The sequence below is a fragment of the uncultured Shewanella sp. genome, assembly GCF_947495455.1.
Classification (GTDB): domain Bacteria; phylum Pseudomonadota; class Gammaproteobacteria; order Enterobacterales; family Shewanellaceae; genus Shewanella.
In genome coordinates this window covers 1-19,404 of the sequence record NZ_CANLZC010000107.1, presented here as the reverse complement: position 1 = coordinate 19,404, position 19,404 = coordinate 1, and the positions used below count along the sequence as shown (strand labels likewise).

Annotated in this window: 14 protein-coding genes and 1 pseudogene; 8 read left to right on the top strand and 7 right to left on the bottom strand. The window is 37.5% G+C overall.

The genetic code is table 11. From position 1 onward, the window contains the following. Positions 1–165: 165 nt before the first annotated feature. Positions 166–3,786: an SIR2 family protein gene (locus Q0791_RS20625; RefSeq protein WP_299010653.1), complete on the top strand. Its 3,621-nt coding sequence runs from the start codon at positions 166–168 to the stop codon at positions 3,784–3,786. Positions 3,787–4,162: 376 nt separating this feature from the next. Beyond that, positions 4,163–4,369: a hypothetical protein gene (locus tag Q0791_RS20620; protein ID WP_299010651.1), complete on the top strand. Its 207-nt coding sequence runs from the start codon at positions 4,163–4,165 to the stop codon at positions 4,367–4,369. Between the two features lie 51 nt (positions 4,370–4,420). Here the strand turns inward: Q0791_RS20620 and Q0791_RS20615 are convergent, their stop codons facing one another. Together Q0791_RS20615 and Q0791_RS20610 are read right to left on the bottom strand one after the other, a co-directional pair. Beyond that, the gene (locus Q0791_RS20615; RefSeq protein WP_299010649.1) at positions 4,421–5,308 is read right to left on the bottom strand and encodes a hypothetical protein; all 888 of its coding nucleotides are present in this window, start codon (positions 5,306–5,308) and stop codon (positions 4,421–4,423) included. Between the two features lie 228 nt (positions 5,309–5,536). Then, the gene (locus Q0791_RS20610) at positions 5,537–6,073 is read right to left on the bottom strand and encodes a hypothetical protein (RefSeq protein WP_299010646.1); all 537 of its coding nucleotides are present in this window, start codon (positions 6,071–6,073) and stop codon (positions 5,537–5,539) included. A 975-nt stretch (positions 6,074–7,048) separates the two neighbouring features. On the opposite strand from Q0791_RS20610, the gene Q0791_RS20605 reads away from it, so the two are divergent. Together Q0791_RS20605 and Q0791_RS20600 are read left to right on the top strand one after the other, a co-directional pair. After that, positions 7,049–8,515 carry a hypothetical protein gene (locus Q0791_RS20605; protein ID WP_299010644.1) on the top strand — a complete coding sequence of 489 codons (1,467 nt, stop codon included), beginning with the start codon at positions 7,049–7,051 and terminating at the stop codon, positions 8,513–8,515. 189 nt (positions 8,516–8,704) lie between these two features. Then, a complete protein-coding gene (locus Q0791_RS20600; RefSeq protein ID WP_299010641.1) occupies positions 8,705–9,178 on the top strand; it encodes a peroxiredoxin in 474 nt (157 codons plus the stop codon). A 61-nt stretch (positions 9,179–9,239) separates the two neighbouring features. Here Q0791_RS20600 and Q0791_RS20595 read toward each other — a convergent pair. Continuing rightward, a pseudogene (locus Q0791_RS20595) lies at positions 9,240–9,541 on the bottom strand (transposase); the annotation flags it as partial. A 527-nt stretch (positions 9,542–10,068) separates the two neighbouring features. Between Q0791_RS20595 and Q0791_RS20590 the strand changes: the two are divergent. The 4 genes from Q0791_RS20590 to Q0791_RS20575 are packed head-to-tail and all read left to right on the top strand — an operon-like array spanning position 10,069 to position 13,846. Continuing rightward, positions 10,069–11,358 carry an aminotransferase class I/II-fold pyridoxal phosphate-dependent enzyme gene (locus tag Q0791_RS20590; RefSeq protein ID WP_299010638.1) on the top strand — a complete coding sequence of 430 codons (1,290 nt, stop codon included), beginning with the start codon at positions 10,069–10,071 and terminating at the stop codon, positions 11,356–11,358. Next, positions 11,355–12,113 (top strand): TauD/TfdA family dioxygenase, encoded by a 759-nt coding sequence (locus tag Q0791_RS20585; protein WP_299010635.1) that lies wholly within the window; start codon positions 11,355–11,357, stop codon positions 12,111–12,113. Before Q0791_RS20590 ends, Q0791_RS20585 begins: the two co-directional genes overlap by 4 nt. 3 nt (positions 12,114–12,116) lie before the next feature. Beyond that, complete coding sequence (locus Q0791_RS20580) at positions 12,117–12,968, top strand: hypothetical protein (RefSeq protein WP_299010632.1); 852 nt, start codon at positions 12,117–12,119, stop codon at positions 12,966–12,968. Then, positions 12,965–13,846 (top strand): hypothetical protein, encoded by an 882-nt coding sequence (locus tag Q0791_RS20575; protein ID WP_299010628.1) that lies wholly within the window; start codon positions 12,965–12,967, stop codon positions 13,844–13,846. The genes Q0791_RS20580 and Q0791_RS20575 overlap by 4 nt, the downstream gene beginning before the upstream one ends. Before the next feature lie 167 nt (positions 13,847–14,013). Here the strand turns inward: Q0791_RS20575 and envZ are convergent, their stop codons facing one another. The 4 genes from envZ to Q0791_RS20555 all read right to left on the bottom strand — a co-directional run bounded on the left by envZ (position 14,014) and on the right by Q0791_RS20555 (position 18,429). Beyond that, positions 14,014–15,333 (bottom strand): two-component system sensor histidine kinase EnvZ, encoded by a 1,320-nt coding sequence (gene envZ / locus Q0791_RS20570; protein ID WP_299010655.1) that lies wholly within the window; start codon positions 15,331–15,333, stop codon positions 14,014–14,016. A gap of 3 nt (positions 15,334–15,336) precedes the next feature. Next, complete coding sequence (gene ompR / locus Q0791_RS20565) at positions 15,337–16,062, bottom strand: two-component system response regulator OmpR (protein ID WP_299010626.1); 726 nt, start codon at positions 16,060–16,062, stop codon at positions 15,337–15,339. 308 nt (positions 16,063–16,370) lie between these two features. Then, complete coding sequence (gene greB / locus Q0791_RS20560) at positions 16,371–16,847, bottom strand: transcription elongation factor GreB (RefSeq protein WP_299010624.1); 477 nt, start codon at positions 16,845–16,847, stop codon at positions 16,371–16,373. Positions 16,848–16,953: 106 nt separating this feature from the next. Further along, entirely contained in the window at positions 16,954–18,429 is a 1,476-nt protein-coding gene (locus tag Q0791_RS20555; protein ID WP_299010621.1) for a sodium:alanine symporter family protein, read from the bottom strand. Positions 18,430–19,404: the final 975 nt, after the last annotated feature.

Below are 19,404 nucleotides of genomic sequence, written 5' to 3'. Positions count from 1 at the left end.
TCTGTCTCGTTTTCGTACTGACAAGATCAGATCACAGAATGACCAAATGGTTCCTTAGATTTAAGCAACAACGCCGTTTCGAGAGCAAAAGCGGGTTTTGCCGACTTTTTTGGGCTCGCTTCATCTGTAACATTAGAGCTTGGTGTAGAAGCAAGCAGTCCTGCCTTGAAGCTCATAGATGCTGCCAAAGAAATAACCAATAGTACTGGAGTAGAAGGAGTAGTTTCGGCTGATAGAATATTTGGCTTGCTGGAGCGAGAGTTCTTAACGAGAGATATATATAAATCAGTTGCTAAGGCTCTCACGCCTGAAGGTAAAGTTGATCTCAGTGCCCACCAAACGATGCTTAAATTAGCTACAACGCAGGATGGCTTAGTACGTTTAGTGACAACTAACTTTGACTGTTTATTTGATCTTTGCCAACCAAATATACATACCTTTGTTCCCCCAAGATTACCTGATCTTAATCATTCAAATGAATTCAATGGCACAGTATATCTTCATGGAAAAGTAAACGAGGATGGTACAGGTGCTGTAAGCAACCATTTCGTCCTATCAAGTTCTGAATTTGGAGATGCTTACTTGGCTAATGGTTGGGCTACTTCATTTGTCAAAGGGATATTGGAAAAATATGTCGTAGTTTTTGTAGGCTATTCTGCGGACGATCCACCAATTCAGTATCTGTTAGAAGCACTCAATAAAAACTCAAATTATCTTAACGACATATATGCATTTCAATCTGGTGATGAAAGCTACGCCAGCTCAAAGTGGTACCATAAAGGAGTAAAGGCGATTGCATATGATGACACAAATGGCCATATTGCGCTTTGGAATACTCTGGAAGTTTGGGCAGAGCGAGCCTCTGATCCGGATGCATGGTATCGAGGAATTATCGCTAAAGCAAAAGAGGGACCTCACCTCTTACAGCCCTTTGAACGCGGTCAGATTGCGCATATTGTTTCTACAATCGAAGGCGCAAAAAAGTTTGCTAATAGTGAAGTATTAGCTCCTGCTACTTGGCTTCATGTGTTTGATTCTAAGTTGAGATATGAAACTCCTCGTAAGAATTTATTCAGAGCAGAAAGCCCAGCTGATGATGTAGATCCATTTCACTTTTACTCTCTGGACTCAGATCATACACCACAGCATGTTGATCCTGATGATGTTTATAATGAACGTGAAGTTCCCGAAGATGCATGGGATGCTTTTGAGTCTAATTCACATGATATGAAAGGATTACAAGGACAAGATGTTATCAGATTTAGAGGGGGGGATTCCCAATTCTCTCAGTTACCTACCCTGCCTCAAAGGCTCGACATATTAACATATTGGTTAAGCAGAGTGGCAGGACAGCCAGAAGTAATCTGGTGGGTTACGAAGCAGCGATGTTTTCACCCTAGAGTTCAGTTTGTACTTAAGTCAAAATTTGAGCGTCATTCTCAAAATATGGATAGTACATTCAATCAGGCATGGGGCTACATTTTGGATAGCTTTGAACAAATTGATAAAAGGGGAAAACTCAATTGGTTTGCTTTGGAAAGAGTTGTAAAGAACAATGGCTGGTGTCCCAGAAAATTACGGCATTTTGCACAGGTTACTAAGCCATATATCACGGTTAACCCTCCTTACCGCATCTCATATGATATTAATCGGGATCAGATTAGTTTAAAAGACTTAATTCGTTTAGATGTGCATTACCCAGAATTACCTAGAAAGCTAGAAATTCCTGATGAGTGGATAATTTGTACCGTTGAAATTTTGAGACGCAATCTTGAGATTGCTGTTGAACTCGAAAACGAAATAGGGGGATACGGCCTGAATCTGAGCTGTTCGTTAACACCCGATAAAAATACAGAGGATCCGTATAGTCGAACTCATGGTTTAACAGCATGGGTATTGCTGTTTGTTTCTTACTTAGAGAAATTAGTATCGATTGATCTGGATGCTGCTCTGAAGGAGCTTTTGAAGTGGCCATACGGTGACAGTACTATCTTTGCTAGGTTAAGGATTTGGGCATTAGGGAAAACCTGTTTGGTGCCGAATGAAAGTATTAGTGTTACTTTAAATCAACTTTCAGACGATGCATTTTGGGATAGATATCATGCTAGAGACTTGCTTCTCGCTTTCGCTGCCAGATGGAAAGGACTTGATCAATGTAGTCGTACCTCAATCGAAAATAGAATATTGCAAGGGCCTAATCCTTGGACAAAGGAAGAGAAAGACAATTTTAATGAGAGGAAAGCTAGGGATATTCTGGACAGAGTAACTTGGCTTAAACAAAATGGTTGTGATTTAACAGTAGATACGGAAAAATCGATTGATAGATTAAGGAATGATGCGCCTGAATGGAAGCCTGAGCATGCAGAAGATGCAGTACGTTCCCTCGAGGTTAGTGGTGGTTTTGTTACTAAAAATACAGAGTATTCTTTGTTAGTTGATGAGCCATTAGCTTCTATTCTTGAAAGAGCCAAGGAATTATCTGGAAGACAGATTGATTTTTTAACTGAATCAGATCCGTTTCTTGGTTTATCACAAGCAAAGCCGATTAGAGCTTTCAACGCTTTAACTTATTCGGCAAAAAAAGGAAACATTGTTGACTGGGCTTGGAATACTTTTCTTTACGCTGAAACCCGTAAGAATGATACCCTCCGATTTATAGCATTAATTGCTGAGCGTTTGTCTCGTTTTACGAGTATAGACTTGGTAAAAATACTTCGTTCAGTATCAAACTGGTTTGAGAGGTTCACAAAGGCTCTTGCTGACAACTATCATGCCACATATTGTAAATTAGCTTCTAAATTAATTGATGCAATATCGATACAGCCCGATTCTGGCGCGTCTTCAATAATAAGAGGTAGCAAAGCTCCCGACTGGTTAATGGAATCAATCAACTCACCAACGGGAAATTTAACTAGTGCACTATTGCAATCTTGTACTTTTGAATCTGGAGAAGGCTTTTCTGAACATTTCTTGTCATTGCTTAACCAATTATTAAGTTTACCTAATAATTTAAATCGTTATGCAATAGTTATACTTACCAGTAGATTAAGTTGGTGCTTTTCGATTGATCCAGAGTGGACTCAAAAGTACTTGCTTTCAGTATTAAATTCTTCTGTAGAAGAAGATCGTCAGGCATTTTGGGACGGTGTTTTACGGAGAGGAATTAGGGGAAAAGAATTATTTACTATTTTGAAGCCAAGTATTCTTGAATTAGCATGCACAGGAGAAATCGAAAGTTTAGGTCATCAAAATGCTATTGTGGGATTAATTTATTCAGCTTGGAAAATTAAACATGAGGATGAAAGGTGGGTATCTGATCTTGAATTAAAAGACGTATTGATTAAAGCAAGTGATGACTTTAGATGTGGAGTATTATGGCAGGCTAGATTTGGTGAAAATGAAGACAAAGAACAATGGTTGCAATCATTTCGAGAACTTATTTCAAATGTGTGGCCTAAACAGCTCGCTGCTAAATCTCCTGCTGTATCTGGCCGTTTTTGTGATATTGCATTTTGGTCAGAAGATCAGTTCCCTGAAGTCGTGAACCTAATCATTCCGTTCTTAACTAAGTTAGATCGCGCTAACCATATCTACTTGAATGATGAAAACATACTTAAAAAATACCCTAATGATCTTTTGTTACTTCTGAACATCGTATTACCTGATGATGTTAACAAGTGGCCTTACGATATTGGAGATTATTTAGAGAAAATGATAAAAGCTGATATCGATTTAAGTGAAAATGAACGCTTTATCGAACTCAAAAGAAAATGGGATGCAAGGTGAGCTAATCTTCCATATACATTGGAGGTTTCAAGGTTATTTCTTATTGAAAAATCGAGCATTAAAAATGCTCGATTTTATCTGTAACAAAACAACATGCTACTATTACATCAATCAAAGAGTCTTGCGGTTTGTCAGGTTAAGAAGCGATTTTATGCACGCTTTTAGTACATAAAGCACTATAAATTTATACTTTGGTTGAAATAACAAAATTGCTGTTTAAGCTTTCGGTATAGCGACACATTATTTCTGTTATTTATGGCTGTCGATTATGATCTTCATTGAATTAATTTATTAAATTTCTTTCTTTGTATATTAATAATATGTAATATTTGTTTGTTATATGGTTTTATTATTATCAACTTAGAGGGATTAGAGCATGATGTATAATGCCAATATGGTAGGCAGTATGGCAATGGCATTGTTGCTTTTTATGGTTATTTTTGGGGGAGTGAGTTATATACTTGGAAAAAAACGTACAGACAATCCTAAGATTGTTGCTTTAATAGGGTTTTTTCTTGGTTTGATGCCACTACTTGGTTTGTTTTATGTGGGTATGCTGCTTTTAAAAGAAAAGAAATATTGATAACTAATTTTAAGTAACTGATAAGTGTTATCAGTTACTTAACGTTCTAGTTTAGAAAGTATATATGCAGGTATAAATTTGTCCTCCGCCAGAACAGACAACCTTTCCTGCTGATGTTGAGGCTGATCCGTCCACCACAGGTACACCTAGTGCGCCTAATGCCTTTTGGTAAGCTTGATAAGAGCCATGATCTTTAAATACATAAGTGCCCTTGGATAAAACAGGTTTAACTACATTCCCATTAGAGTCGACACCCTCTTTAAACCGCAACACTAAATCACCATTACTGTTTGCATAAGAAATAGTAAAGACAGCACTACTATTATCGCTAAAAGTGAACTCTATGGTCATTGTTCCTGGATTAAGGACGTTCATGAGTTGTGCCATCATGGTGAACCTTAACGTTGTATATTCTATCAGGCTATGATTCCCATTATAGTAATTTGATATTTCGGTTTCTTTATAACTTTGTCCAACAATTTCCCATACACTTCCTGCTATTTCCGGCGGCACTGGGTTTGCTCGTAATAAATCTTCTGTCGCTTTTGTTACGCTAACTAACTCATTGAATGTTGTTTTTTTACTGCTTTCTATGTTGAGTTCAGTTAACGTTAGTGAATATCTGGGGGTTTTTATTGTTCCCATGTGGCCACCACGTCCATCGGGTTCGCCACCGCTATCAACTTCTAAGTAACCTATAAAAGTCTTTGTGACTTCGTATTTTTTCATTTGGTTGAATGGTACACCCATTACATAAATGTTAATGGTTTCTCCAATTACGGCATTCAGCTTGGCTTGTGTTTCTAATTTAGAGACAGTGTCACAAGTATCACACCATAGATATTTATCTTCTGCTTGCGCTATTGATGATGTTGAATAGAATATAAACGCAACAATTGATAATAAAAAAGACCTGATCGTTAATAGTTTTCGTGTCATTGTTTTTTAGTCTACTGCAAAAAAACAATTATATTAACATATGTTAATATAATTACAATTAACCTCTTTCGTTTATATTTTTGTTTTCTTTCTATTTTAACTGTGCACTTCTTACCCATTTGCACTTTGCCTGTGGTGAACTGAAATGAAAGGGGTCGTTTTCTGATATATTTCGAACAACTCCATAGAAGAGCCACCGATGTCACGGTGGCTCTTTGCCATTCTGCGTTATGATCCAGCCACTAATTTATACGCGGTCCAAGCTTCCCCTAAACGTTCATCTATGCCTTTCATCATGTTGGGTAGTATTTCAGTCACGCGGTAGATCCATTTGCAATCGGTACGATGTAGGCCACTGTAATCATCGGAACAGAATTCTAATTGGTTAAGTTCGGTCACTGTGATCCTGTTGATTTTGTATTGGCTGCCGCTATAGGTTTCAATGACGCCGCCGTCGTTAAAAAAATCGATGTATTTGTCATTATCATCGTTGTCGTATCGCAGTAACCATTTAGTCCCTGCAAGACTATCAAAATTCACTAAGGCTTGGTTGTCTTGTAACTTGTATTTGACGTCGCCATCGTGGGTTTGCCAAATGATGTCTAAGCGGTGATCGCCATCAAGATCATTGAGCACAAAATGCTGTACACTTTCCCCTGTTAATAAGGTTTGTGTATCTTTAAAGTTAGGCTCAGTGGCATAACTAGTGAGTGTGTATGTGATGAGGCAAAAACTGGCGGCAAATATTGATAATCGGTTTAGCATAATGTGTCTTCTCCCATTGCTGTTGATTATCATCTGTTGACTATCACCAGTGTTCAGATTTTTACTTATTCTGCTATCCCTCGTAGGTGTGATTATGCTTTTAAATTAGAATTAACTCCTATCCTTTTGTATTACATTTGTTCTTCCGTTTATATAAATCCATTGAACTTTTTATAAGAGCAATAGCTGTCTGCCCAGTTCCATGGTTTATAAAAAGCTAGATGGAACAAAACCAGTGTCGCTGATAGCTCTCTCTTTTAGAGCCAATATCGCTTCCATTATTGATTCGCTGTTAGTTGCTTATTTTTTGATATCATCTTTCAATGCTTGTGAAATAGAATGTCGGTCTGAATGAAAAATAAACATTTTTATTATTCAATCCTAGTGATTAATAGTGATTATCACTGTCATGGGTTTTATTTTACGTTGGATGCACTTTTATTAAGATTAAGCGTGTTGACATTCTTCTTTTTATATTACTTATTTCTTTGTCAAGAATATTGTTTAAGTAAAATATGAGACTTTGGTATTAGTTGTTATTTTTATTTTTTATATATAAAAGTTATTTTATTTATTTTATGAGATCAAGTTTTTATACAATTTTATAACTATATTTGTTTTTTTTTAAATAAAAAAACAAAATAACTGATTGTTTTCGCGTCTTTACATAAGATTGCATTTAATTATTTTGTTATTTATATCAATGTGTTGACTTGCTATTAATTGATTATGTTGGGCTGTGTTGGCGATAAATATATATTTTATTTGATAGAAGAATAATTATTCTAAATGAGCTTATCTAAAAATAAGTTAATCAACTAGATGATCTCACTTTTATGCGGGAAGTTGATTTTCATATCACGGCTCTTCTTTAATGGAGGTCAAGCCTGCCTAGGTAAAGCTGCTTAATGAGATGAATATGTACTTTACGTTAAACCACGTTATACCCAATAAAAAATAATAAAGTTTGGAGATATGATGAATATAATAAGCAAAAAGACCTTATTGAGTGTTCTTATTAGTGCGCTAAGTATTAATGCTTATGCCGATGATACTTCAAGTACGCTTAATAAAACCGTATTGAATATTACGGGCAATCAAAGTTCTTTGACTCAGGTTCTTGAATCTCATTATGGCAGCCTAGTGGCCAGTGATGCAGAGAATGAAAATGATACCAGCAGCATTGATGAGCAAGTCACGAATGCGGATATTGTTTATGCCGATTTAGCAGGCGTTGCAGATAATGATGAAGTGAATGCCTATATCGCTCAAGCTAAAAAGCTGAATAAGCTGATTGTACTGGAAAACATGGATGCCCAGACTGTTGCTGAGCAGCCGTTAAGTTTTGATGCTGATGTGGTCATTATTAATCCGCAAACTAATGGCAGTGATGAGATCAGCACTTTCCGTACGGAAAACGTGGATGTTGAAAGCAGCAGCGATAGTGCGAGTTCAGAAGACAGTGACAGTGCCACTGTGTCAAATTATGTGGCACTGGCAAGTGCTGCATCAACGGCATCAACCAGTACTCAAGAGACTGATAAAACTGAGATGTTCTCAAATGTCACCGAGACGTTAGATGACTACTTAACCCCTTCTTATTCTTTGTATAGCACATCTACCTCAACCACAGGTGGTGAAGTCGGCTATGAATGCCCCAGTGAATCCAGCGACGAGCAATTATGCTATGCTGCGATCGTTACCAATAATGTTTATAGCTATGATGATGATTCATTAGTGTTTAATGTGATCCATGGTTATTCTTATGCCGCTTACAGGACTGACTCAGGCACCACTATGTTTGTCAGCCCTTATGGCAGTGCAAATCCTACCATGAAATATAATTCAAGTGGTTCTAAGCGTGGTTATTACTTAAAATACGTTAAGCCAGAAATTGACGTGTCCCAAGATACGAATGCGGGCATGACGTTATTTAAACGTACGCCTGAAAATGCTAATGGCAGCAGTAGTATTAGCACTACGTCGGGTGTAAGTTATAAGGTTGATGCGTCAGTATCAGATAAAGCTTCATTAGGTGGTTCCTTGACTTATTCAGAGAGCCAATCACAAAGCACCGACTTATCTGACTGGAAAGCAGTGACCACCACTGACGGTTATGATGCTAACTGGAGTTATGAGTTAAGCAAGTACACTTCGTTAAGTGATTGGGTATCACAAAAAACATTTGAAACGGCAAAATTTGCCTCTGTGCCTGATATTTCTCGTTACGGGTTACAGTATTCTGCTGAAGGCGTGTGGTATGGTAATTTAAATGATGTCAGTGGTGATTTTACCTTTAAAGTCACCGAGGTAGTGGGACTGGAATACATTAAATTTACTGACAATACCATTTTTGGTTGGTCTGCTAAATCGACAGAGAAATATGTGACCCTCACATCGGGATCAACGTCTTTCAATACTGATTGGTTAAAGTCTCTTTAATCATTGATATATTAGGCCCTAATTACCTGGGTTACTTGAATGATTACAGGTATACAGGTATAGAAAAAAGCCAAGCTGACGCTTGGCTTTTTTGCATTAAGAATAAAAGTGGGATCTTGGTATTATATTGTGATGATCTTTTATATTATTCATGTTCATTAGAGATAATTTTATGAGCGAGAGATAATCATGATAGCGATAGGTCAAAAACTGCCAACATCGACTTTAAGCGAACTCACCAAAGATGGCATGATTAACCATGATGTGACAGCGTTATTTGCCAATAAAAAAGTGGTTTTATTTGCTGTTCCCGGCGCTTTTACGCCAACCTGTTCAGAGTCACATTTACCGGGTTTTGTGGTGTTAGCTGATGAATTTAAAGCAAAGGGGGTCGATATTATAGCGTGTGTGTCAGTTAATGACGCCTTTGTTATGCACGCTTGGGGGAAGGCGCAAAATGCATCAGAGTTAATGATGCTTGCAGATGGTGACGCCAGTTTTACTCAAGCCTTAGGGCTGGAGATGGATACCGCAGGTTTTGGTGGCCTACGTTCACAGCGTTATGCCATGGTGATAGACAATGGTGTCGTGATTAGGCTGAATGTAGAAGCCCCTAAAAGCTTTGAAGTGAGCAAAGCAGAAGCTGTTTTAGCCGAATTGTAAGCAATTAAAATGGATTACAGCAAGCGCCTTAATGGCGCTTTTTGGGGGGCTACCTACAGTCTTGTGTCCGCTTGCTTATAAAAGTGAAATTCGGCCCCGCTAAGGGTACATTCATAAGTCGAAACGGAGAATTGATGAAGCCTTCAGTTGCCCGTAGTGACAACATAGATATGCCTTTGAGCATGAGGGCGATTTTAATTACTGTATTACGGAATCGAAAGCCCTACCTCGGCAGCCATAATGGGCATTTGTAATGCCAAGCATTGATGGCTGATTTATCTAGCTAAAAAGTGATCAAATCTCAATCAACCAATGCTTGGTTATACTTTTCCTGTTAGTTATTTTGCGTTTGGATTTTCCCATGTAGTCTGTTTCGTTTTGGCACTTACAAGATCATAGGGTGGCCAAGTTGTTTCTTAGATTTAGGCTACAACTCCGGTAGAGAATATTAGTTGTTAAATAGTGAATATCTGATAAATAAAGTCATCACTGTGCGTAAAATTCTAATTTTCTATTCAATAAATGATATTTTTAGTCGATCGTTGACAGATTCACTATACATCTTCTGTTTGAATGTCAATATTTAATCAGACTAAAGTCGAGTCTGGCGTAGTGGTAAATTAGTTAAAGTGTGAAGTTGTTTGCGATAATTTGTTGTAAAAAAAGACATTGTTGTTTTCTGTGATAATGTTGTGTTGGGTATGGTAGTTTTCATTATCATACTTTTGTGAATCTATCTTTTTGGTGAAAATAGATAATTATCATGGATGTAATATGTGAAAATGAATAGGAATGAACAGGTTTTAAATAAGAACAATTTATTAAATCTTACCGGTTTAATAAACAATAATGGATTAGAAAATTATATTTTATAACAAGGATGCTAATATATGAAAGCGCATGAAATTAACTGGTCTAAGTTAATATCAGTTCAAAATGAGTCATTAAATCTTAATGATATTGAAGCAAGAGAAAATAATTTATATGGTTTAAATGTTCTTCGCTGTGGACAGAACCGTAAAATCGAAATAAAAACAAAAAATGGCTCTCAATGGGTTATAGATTGTTTATCTAATAGTCCTTTTTCTTTAAATGTACGACCTGAAGTTGTTGATAGTTCAATCGATGCCATTCGTAATTTTGGTGCTTTACATTCCAGTGTAGCATCAGCTAGAGCGAGTACTGGAATGGTTTATGAAATTACTCAAAAATTATCTCAAATGAAAACAGGTGATGCGGAAAGTCGACTTTATCCTACAACATTATCGGCAAATATAGCTGTAGCTGCAGGACTGGCATCTAAAAAATTAGATGCAACGGCTATAGTACACCCGAACGTTCATGCAACTGTACAGTTTGCAATTGCAGGTGCTTTTGATCCCAAAAGAATCATTAAAAGTAAAAATACAGCTGCAGTTGCCAGTGCTTTTGCTAAAACAACAAAACGACCAGTAGTCATAATTGAAGATGGTCTCTACTCTATGGGGAATTTTGCTGATTTTAAGGGACTTGGAAATTTTCTTGATGAAAACAAGAATGGTTGGGTATGGTTTGATGATGCTCACTCCGTAGGTATGCGCGGAACAAATGGAAGAGGTGAAGCAATGGAGACTATGGAAAAATATACCAATAGGACGATCATAACGGGCTCACTCGGAAAGGCATTTGGGGCTGCTGGTGGCTTTATGTCTGCACCTAAATCTTTTACACAAAATATGTTATCTGTTTCAGTATCAGATAGGTTTTCTTGTAATTTAGATGTGTCAGCACAAGGAGCTATTCTTGGAGCAATGCGTTTGCTTGCAGATATTAATGAATATGAACATTTACAACATCAATTAAAAATTCGATTAGATCGTTTTGATGCTGCGTTAGATCAAATTGGGATAGTAACAGAACAAAGAGAAACACCAATTGCATATCGAGTTATTCCTTTCTCTGGACCTCAAGAGGCTATTGATGGGGCAGCAATTTTACTTAATAATTATGGTTTTGTGACTACTCCTGTTTATTACCCTACTATCGCTCGTGGTAAAGGTGCTATTCGTATTTCTCTTTCCGTAGGCCATCAGATTAAAGATATTGATCGTCTTGTAACAGCACTTCATGGGGTGTTATCGGGGGAAGTATTATCGGTAGGTAATCGCTCTACATATACAGAAGCAAAGGAATGCATATGATTCAAAGAATAAGTCTTGATGAACTTACCGCCGAGTTAGTATCAACCCATGGCGTTGTTTGCATAGATATGATGGAGAAACTTGAACCCGAAGAATTTGTTCAATTATCGAAAAAATTAGGAAAGGTTTTGCCTTTTAAGTTATCAAAATATCGTCCAGAATCTTTTCCAGAAGAAGTGACTTTACTTGATAATTTTGGTGATGGCATGACCGCAGCAACTCCTAGTTTTGGGGAAGGTTGGCACCAAGATAGTAGCTTCTTGACAGAGCCTCCAGCGTATACTGTGTTGCACGCACTAGATGTTCCTTCTAATGGAGGAGAAACCCTTTTTGCCAATACGCAATTGGCATGGAAACGTATTTCTGAAAATAAAAAACAAATTTATAGACAATATAAAATGTTACATGCTGTACGAAATACATATCGATTTATGCCTGAAGACGTAGGGAAAACTCTTAAACAACTTCTTTTAGATCTTCCCAAAGCTGAACATCCTCTAGTTTATAAGCATCCAAGGGTAAATGAAACATTGTTTTTATCTCCTTTGTATATAGAAGGTAACCTAGATAAAGATCAACATAAACATTATGTAGATTTATTGGATGAAGTATTAAGAGATCAAGTGTCGCATCAATGGAAACCTGGGCAAATCCTAATTTGGGACAATAGAGTTGTTTTACATGCAGCAACAGGATATTCCGGTGGTGAGCGTAGAAGGCTTATTAGAACCGTTGTAAAAGATGTAGGATATTAAGTGATGAAAGCAAGTATTGTGTCTATTGCAACGCATGTAGGTTCTACAATAAATGAATTTGGAGTAGCTGTTGAACCTTATTATGATGAAATCGAAATGGGGGTTTATGTCGCAAAAAAAGTAATGGAAAAAAGACTCCCTAAAACTTGCCAAATATCGGCTATTATTTTTGCAAGTGCAGGTATACGTCATATTTTCCCTAGTGCAGCGGCCGCTATAGGGGAAAGATTAGGGTTAACATGTTCTAGTTTTGATATCACGGCTGGATGTGCTGCTATGGGACAGGCAATAGAATTAGCCTCTAATATGGAGGGGTTAATACTTGTTATTAGTGCGGATAATTTATCTAAAACTATTAGTTCTTCTGAGCCAAATCACTTTGCATTGAGGAAATTTGCAGATGGCGCCGTAGCTCTTCTGGTGTCTAGTAACGGAGAAACAGGACATCGTATTCTTGCAACCAACGGACAAACACGTGCATTTTGTCATCAGTACTATGGTTCTGAAAATGGGATAGTGAAACGGAATTTACCTGTTGAAATAAAACCAAAATTAAGTGAAGAATATTTGAATGCTTGGGCTAGCATTACACATAATTTATTAAATGAATGCCCAAATACAGATAACTTTGAAATATTTTGCAATCAAGGAGACCAAAAAATTTTTAAACCTTTGGCTGAAAAACTTAAAATTCCACAAATGAGAATTAATCAAACGGAACATGGGCATGCTGGAGGTGCAGATCCTTGGATTGGTTTGATAACGAATAAACCACCAAGTGGAAGCTATGTTATTTTACTTTCGAGTGGTATTGGTTTTCATTTCCATGGAATATTATTGGAAATAAGATATTGAAGAGCATAATTTTAGGTATTTTAGCCAGTTTACTTTCAGCTGCAACAGCGATAATAATTATCTCGACTGAAAGTGGGTCGTTAAATCCATTATGGCTACTGATGGGGCAATATATAGTCGGAATTTGTCTTTCACCTCCAAGACAGCTTCCACTTGCATCTTTGTCATTGCATGGCTTAAGATTAGTAGCGGGTCTATGGGCATTTGGTGCTTATTATTTAGCTTTGAGTACAGAAGGTTCCAGTGCGGCAGAGACATCAATGATTTTAAATACAGCCCCAATATTTGCAACTTTTTATGCTGTTACTCATTTTAGAGCACGATTAAGTGCATTACTTGCCTTTATTGGAGTGGCAACTATGTTGTTAGTTAGCGGTGATTCTAGTGCTGGCTATTTCAATCAAGGGCAGCTTTTAGCGCTTTCTGCAGCTATAGCGTATGCAGCTTCTTTTATCATTTTGGGTTTATTATCAAGTAAAGGAGAAAGCCCTAAGACTACAAATTCAATTTATAATCTGTGTTCATGTGTGATCATTGCAATTATTTTATGCATTATCCAGCCCCCATTACCGCCTACTTGGTGGCCAGTACTTGCCGTAGGAGCTATTGCAGCTTTAAGAATACAAGTGATTACTCTAGCAGCAACTAGCCCTGAAGCCTCTGCTAGGGTTTCTGTTCTAACAAATTTGGCATTTATTTGGTTAGCTTTATATGAAATATTTCAAGGGAAAAATTATAGTTTATTGGAGTGGCTTGCTTTAGCTGTGGTTATGCTTGGAGTTGGTTTGAGTCCCAGTCAAAAAAGTAATAATCAAAAATTAGATGGTTCAAAAAGCTGTATTGAAGGAGCTATAACTACAGAATTTAAAAGTAAATGACGATTTGAAAAATTATTATTTGGTATAAATTAAGGCCCTTATTTTTTCTATATAGAAGATCTGGGCCTTTAAATATTGTGGATAGTATTTTTAAAACAATCATAAATACCTATTGTTAATAAAGAGTTATTAATAAAGAATTTAAAAATAAATAATGCCATAAAGTACTATTCCAGAGGCAGCCAAACTTGAGCATGAAGTCCCCCTTCTGGACGATTGCTGAGTACGATTTTGCCTTGATGCCGATCGACGATACGCCGAACAATGGCCAATCCGAGGCCTGAGCCTATACTGCCACGGGCGCTGTCACCTTGTATAAAGGGTTCAAATAATTTAGGTATTTGAGATTCATCTATGCCTGTGCCATCATCTTCAATACTAAAACCGACACGTTGGCCATCGAATTGGGAGCTTATTTTGATCCAACCATTGCCGTAACGAAATGCGTTTTCAACAAAGTTACTGAGCACGCGTTTTATTGCTACGATTTGTATTGGGATTTTGGGTAGGTCGGCGAGATCGATTTCAATGATCCCGTTTCTATTGTGTTCCGAATTAGCAACATCTTTAATAATATCGTTAACTTGCGCTATTTCATAGTTGGAAGACTGATCTTGCCTGATATAATCGATAAATTGATTGATAATGGCGTCCATGTCTTCGATGTCATGGGCTATTCCTTCTTTTAAATATTCATCTTGGCTATTTATCATTTCTGAAGCCAAACGTATACGGGTTAAAGGGGTGCGCAAGTCGTGAGAAATACCCGCCATTAACAGTGCCTTATCATGCTCTAATTGTTCCATGCTGTATGACATTTGATTGAATGCTTTAGTCACTGCAATGAGTTCACTTGATCCTGTTAAAGGGAGTGCTTTTGGAAATTCACCTTTAGAAACGGCCAAGGCTGAAGTTTGTAATCGTTTTAAAGGTAAATTTTGCTTTCGAGCAAACCACCATCCGCCTGCAACACTTAAGGCGCCAATGACCATTAAATAAAGGGTTAATGGTGATAGGTTTTGTTCGCTGATATCTTGTAAAGGGACTTTAACCCAAATAGAAGGTGCTTGTGGAGGACGGATCCATATTTGAAATTCGGCACCTTGGGCGATACGGACTTCTGCTGGACCATCTAGGTATTCAGACATTTGTGATGAAAAGTAACTGTAGTAAGTGGCTTTATTGACACCAGCTTCTCTTGCTTGTTTTTGGTTGTAGATCTTAATACCATCGTCATTTCGTACTTTGGCATTTAGAGCATCGACCATGCTTAAATGTTCACGACCGACTTCAACGCCATCAATGAAGAGTAGCTTTATCTGTCGTGCAATCAGTTGATTGATTTGTTGGTAGCTTGGCTTAATAAAATAAATGGCGACCGAAATATATGACACAATTTGATTGGTGAGAAGCAAGCACCCAATCAAAACCACAGTTTGACTAAATGAACTATGGGGGATGAAACGTTGCCACCAAGAAACTTTCATCATTTAGTGTCGTTCACTACCATCTGGCACAAAGACATAACCTAATCCCCACACGGTTTGTATATATCTTGGGTTTGCGGGATCTTTTTCAATAAGGCGTCTTAGGCGGGATACTTGTACATCAATGGATCGTTCTAATGCCGAATAATCTCGGCCACGCGCTAGATTCATTAATTTGTCTCGAGAAAGGGATTCTCTTGGATGATTAACCAGTACTTTCAATACGGCAAACTCTCCACTGGTAAGGGAAATAGACTGTCCATCTTTTATCATTTCTCTGGTGGCCAGATTGAGGGTGAATTCTCCAAAGTGGACTTCTTCTTCTTCCTGAGCTGGTGCGCCAGGTGCTTCAGTGACACGGCGGCGCATAACAGCTTTGATACGCGCTAATAGCTCTCTTGGGTTAAAAGGTTTAGGTAAATAATCGTCGGCACCTAATTCGAGTCCGATAATACGATCCACTTCATCACCTTTGGCTGTTAGCATGACTATGGGTAATTGGTCATCATCTTGACGTAATCGCTTACATATGGATAAGCCGTTTTCACCGGGCAACATTAAATCTAAGACTAATAAATGGAAATTTTCTCTTTCTAATAATCTATCCATTTGCTCTGCATTGGCTGCACCACGTACTTGATAGCCTTGTTCCACTAAATAGCGTTCAAGTAGCGACCGTAAACGCATGTCATCATCTACGATGAGTATTTTAGAGGTTTCTTGTCCCATGCTTTGTCCCTTATTCGACTGTAATGAATGTTGACCGTTAGCGTTACTGCATTGCGATTAAGTTATAGCTTGGGCAGATAGCAGGCAGTCTTCTTGTAATATAGCTGTTTTTTTGTGTCGATGACGGTCTAGTATTAAGGAATGATGAAAGGAATAATAGTCATTCAAAATGTAAAGCAATCATTAACACTATGAAAGCATTGTTAATATATCACAGTGTTATTAGAAAGGAATAAATTGTAATTAATTTAATCATTAAATGAGCTTGATGAGAGTGGGTTGGTCTTGTTCAGTATTTTTATATTGATTTAGCTATCACTGTAGGAAATACGATTAATGTACCAAGTTTGTGGGCCGGTGGGGGTTTGAACAATGGCTTCATCATCGACTTCTTTTTTTATTAAAGCTCGCGCCATAGGGGAGTCGATAGAAATGTAATCATTGCGGCCATAAATTTCATCGGGTCCTACGATTCGAAAATGCATGCTTGCCTTATCATCATTTTCTATTTCAACCCAAGCGCCAAAGAAGACTTTTCCATTTTGTTCAGGTTTATGGTGAATGACATTTAATGTTTCAATGCGTTTTCTTAAAAAGCGAACACGACTGTCTATTTGCCTTAGAAGACGTTTATTTTCTTTATAATCAGCATTTTCAGAACGATCTCCTAAACTGGCTGCCCACGCGACTTTTTTGGTAATTTCTGGTCGATATTCTCGCCATAGGTAATTTAATTCGTTAGTTAATTTGTCAAATCCTTCGGGAGTGATCAGGTTTGTTTTCACTGTTGAACTCTAGGCGCTAATGGTTTGATTATGATGTTAACATAAAACCACGCTCAAAGAGCGTGGCTTTATGTTTTATATACACAGATGAAACAGGAAAGCGCCGTTAGGCTTTGGTAGGCTCAGTGATGTTGTCACCACTTGAGGTGATCTCTTCTGGGTGAGGGGTGCCACTCCAAATGTCCCCTTTGAGGTTAGCTAGTTCAGGAAATTGATTGCTATCAAAAGTGGGGGTTTTCCCAGCCCTTAATTGGTAGCGATAATCATTAATGACTTTAATTGCGAGTTTAGAAAGCATGAGTAATGCAATGATATTAACGGTTGCCATTAGGCCCATAGACAGATCGGCTAAATTCCAAACCAAACTGATTTTTGCTATGGCGCCAAACATCACCATGCCTAAGACGCATATTCTGAAGATCGGCAGTGCTTTTTTGTTATTGCGGGTTAAGAATAGTACATTTGTTTCCGCATAAGAATAGTTGGCAATAATGGACGTAAAGCAGAAAAGTAAGATGGCAAGCCCAATAAAAATGCCGCCCCAGCTTCCCACATGGTTTGTCAGAGCTTGAATCGTAATGGCAATGCCGTCATTATCTGCGCCAACATCACCTGCTAATAAAATGATGGCTGCTGTTGCGGTACAGATGACAATAGTATCCATAAACACGCCCATCATTTGAATAAAGCCTTGTGAAGCTGGATGATTGGGATTAGGTGAAGCACTGGCTGCTATATTGGCTGCACTCCCCATACCGGCTTCATTTGAAAATAAGCCACGGGCAATACCTGCTTGCATAGATTGCGCAATAGCATAACCTACACCGCCTGCAACAACCTCTTGAACACCGAAAGCGCTTTTGATCACTAACATGAAGATAGCAGGTAACTCACTGATGTTCATTAGTACGATAATAAAAGCGATACCAATGTAACCAATAGCCATCACTGGAACAATGACTTCGGAGACTTTAGCGACTTTTTTGAGTCCACCTATGATGATTAGCCCACTAAAAATAACTAAGGTGATCCCCACTGTTGTAGGTGCAATATCGAAAATACTGTTCATGGCGCCTGAAATGGTATTGGCTTGAACGGCATTAAACACGAGCCCAAAGGCGATAATGAGGAAGAAAGCAAAAAGGATCCCCATCCAACGCATTTTAAGACCCTTTTCCATGTAGTATGAAGGCCCCCCGCGAAATTGTCCGTCTTTATCTCGAACTTTATAAACTTGGGCTAATGTTGACTCAACCATGGCTGTGGCCATACCGAGTATGGCAATGAGCCACATCCAAAAGATGGCGCCAGGCCCTGCTGCACTGATAGCCACTGCAACACCGGCCATATTACCCGCTCCGACTCGCGCAGCCATACTGGTACAAAACACTTGAAAGGATGTGAGTCCCTCTTTCGTAGGACCTTGACGGCTTTTGAGCATCAATTGGGCAGAGTGTTTAAAATGAGTAATTTGTATGAAGGCTAGTCTAAGGGTGAAATACAAGCCTGCTGCGACTAGCCCATAAATTAACACTTTGCCCCAAAGTAAATCGTTTAAAAAATTAACAATAGTTTCTAACATTTTGTTATTCCTCACTACAAACCTAGACTCGTTCATGGAACGGTTTTAGTATTTGGTTGAATGTGATTGCTCAACAAAATATGAATGTTTTATAAGCAATGAAATAAATTGCATACGAATAATTTCGCTTATAATGATATTATTTTTATGGGTAATAAACATTCATATTTTTTCGAAGCATTTTTATTTATCTTATTTTAAATGTTGTAAAATTATCTTTTATAAAAAACAAGCACAGCAAAATAGCACACATCTCTGCACTTATCATTTTTTTTTGCTTAGACAAAGCAAAGGTTAATATTTGTGGTTTTTTGTTTTTTTATTGTTTATTTGTGTTTTTGTTGTGTTAATATAAATGATGCTTGTTACCCATTATTCGCTTTTTTAGGATAACTAATTGATTAAAATGTCTTCTTTCTTTATTTGTTGGGTTAATTAATCATCAAGTTGAAATTCATTAACCTCTGGTTCATATTGGTGTTGAGTGAGTTGCTATGGCTTGAAAGAGAGTTATTGATGATATTCTTGATTCGATACTCTTAACTCTATATTCACGAGTCGACTATATCGAGAGTCTAGGTACCATCTTGTTTTTCATTATTCTGTATTTAATCATTTATATTAATGCTTATTTATATTTTGGGTGTTTTATATTAAAGGCGTCATAATGAATAAAACAGTTTATTATTAATGATATTCAAATTTTTATTTTTATAAGCACTTTTTATTATTTGTATTTTAGCCAAGAGTGGAAGATGTTTACTTGGCTTTAGTTTGGCTTATTTAAGTAAAAAGGTTGCTGGTGGGATTATAGCTATATTTATTTGATGTTTTTAAAGGGTTTTTAATTCCAGCTGGATTCTGCTGTTTGAAGTGTCACGGGGATTAGGGAGGAATACTTAGGTGTCCCCTTATATAAAGCAGCCACATCAAGGGTTTTGAGGTAAAATACTCCAAACAACCATAATAAGCTCA

Excerpts from the sequence above, each read along its gene's own strand:
- Q0791_RS20555 (WP_299010621.1), bottom strand. The coding sequence starts at position 18,429 with ATGTTAGAAACTATTGTTAATTTTTTAAACGATTTACTTTGGGGCAAA.
- envZ (WP_299010655.1), bottom strand. The coding sequence starts at position 15,333 with ATGAAAGTTTCTTGGTGGCAACGTTTCATCCCCCATAGTTCATTTAGT.
- Q0791_RS20590 (WP_299010638.1), top strand. The coding sequence starts at position 10,069 with ATGAAAGCGCATGAAATTAACTGGTCTAAGTTAATATCAGTTCAAAAT.
- Q0791_RS20605 (WP_299010644.1), top strand. The coding sequence starts at position 7,049 with ATGATGAATATAATAAGCAAAAAGACCTTATTGAGTGTTCTTATTAGT.
- ompR (WP_299010626.1), bottom strand. The coding sequence starts at position 16,062 with ATGGGACAAGAAACCTCTAAAATACTCATCGTAGATGATGACATGCGT.
- Q0791_RS20620 (WP_299010651.1), top strand. The coding sequence starts at position 4,163 with ATGATGTATAATGCCAATATGGTAGGCAGTATGGCAATGGCATTGTTG.
- Q0791_RS20610 (WP_299010646.1), bottom strand. The coding sequence starts at position 6,073 with ATGCTAAACCGATTATCAATATTTGCCGCCAGTTTTTGCCTCATCACA.
- Q0791_RS20580 (WP_299010632.1), top strand. The coding sequence starts at position 12,117 with ATGAAAGCAAGTATTGTGTCTATTGCAACGCATGTAGGTTCTACAATA.
- Q0791_RS20600 (WP_299010641.1), top strand. The coding sequence starts at position 8,705 with ATGATAGCGATAGGTCAAAAACTGCCAACATCGACTTTAAGCGAACTC.
- Q0791_RS20615 (WP_299010649.1), bottom strand. The coding sequence starts at position 5,308 with ATGACACGAAAACTATTAACGATCAGGTCTTTTTTATTATCAATTGTT.
- Q0791_RS20585 (WP_299010635.1), top strand. The coding sequence starts at position 11,355 with ATGATTCAAAGAATAAGTCTTGATGAACTTACCGCCGAGTTAGTATCA.